Source organism: Mesorhizobium sp. WSM3868, assembly GCF_002294785.1.
GTDB lineage: Bacteria > Pseudomonadota > Alphaproteobacteria > Rhizobiales > Rhizobiaceae > Mesorhizobium.
Map to the genome: position 1 here is coordinate 1 of NZ_NSGB01000054.1, position 1,170 is coordinate 1,170.

Annotated in this window: 1 protein-coding gene; it reads left to right on the top strand. The window is 63.9% G+C overall.

Annotated elements, in window-relative coordinates; all coding sequences use genetic code 11:
- Positions 1–200 precede the first annotated feature (200 nt).
- Complete coding sequence (locus CK221_RS29505; protein WP_095780277.1) at positions 201–1,139, top strand: IS110 family transposase; 939 nt, start codon at positions 201–203, stop codon at positions 1,137–1,139.
- Positions 1,140–1,170 lie beyond the last annotated feature (31 nt).

Sequence of the window (1,170 nt, forward strand, 5' to 3'; positions counted from 1 at the left end):
CACCCCTTGTATCTGCGCGGAGGAGACTTTGTGCGAGAAGAGCGACTGAGCCTCGAACCGGACGGCCATCCGATTCGAGGCTTGGCGAAGTCGCCCGACACCCCTGCGGTCACAACCGTGGATGAGCCAGGGATCTTCGCCTCCGTCACGTACGACCGAATAGTCGCTTGGCTCCAATCGCACGCACAAGGCAGGTTACCGTGAACAAGACCATCTGTGGAGTGGACGTTTCGAAAGAATGGCTCGATGCCCATGTCGAGCCGAACGGGGCGGCAGGCCGCTTCCGTAACGATGCGGCAGGCATCACCGATCTGGCCGCTTGGTGTCAGGGCCATGGCGTCGAGCTTGCCGTCATGGAGGCCAGCGGCGGCTACGAGCGGGTGGCCTTGCTGCTGCTGTGGGATCTGAGCCTGCCTTGCGCTCTCGTCAATGCGCGCAGCGTGCGCCGTTTTGCAGAGGCGATGGGCTTCCTGGAAAAGACCGATGGGATCGATGCCGCCATGATCGCCGGCTACGCGCAGGCCAAGCGCGTACAGCCGACTCTGCCGCCGAGCCCGGCCCAGCAGCGGCTCAAGGCCTTGGTGGCACGGCTCGGTCAGGTCACCGGCGATCTCACCATCCAGAAGCAGCGCAAGAGTGCTGCCGCCGACACCGAAACCATCGCCAGCCTCGATGAGGTCATCGCGTTGCTCGTGCGCCAGAGCCGCAGGCTCGAGGGCGAGATCGCCTCGCTGATCGACGACGATCCGTTGTGGGCATGCCTTGACCGCGCCTTTCGCTCGCTCAAAGGGATCGCCTCGCGCAGCGTTGCTCGCCTGATGGCCGAATTGCCCGAGATCGGCATCCTGTCCAACAAGGCCATCGCCAAGCTGGCCGGCTTGGCGCCGATCGCCAATGACAGCGGTAAGCGCAGCGGCCGAAGACCGGTGCGTGGCGGTCGCGCCGGGCCCCGGGGCGTGCTCTTCCTCGTTGCCCGCATCGTTGCCAAATACGATCCGCACCTGGCCGCCTTCCAGCATCGGTTGCAGGCCGCTGGAAAGGAAAAGATGGTCATCCGCATCGCTCTCGCCAGAAAGCTGCTCGTCATTCTCAATGCAAAAGCACGCGACGCGCGAAGCGAGTTCGCAAATGCAACTTGACACCTCAGATAGTCGCTCATCCGTCTCGGCG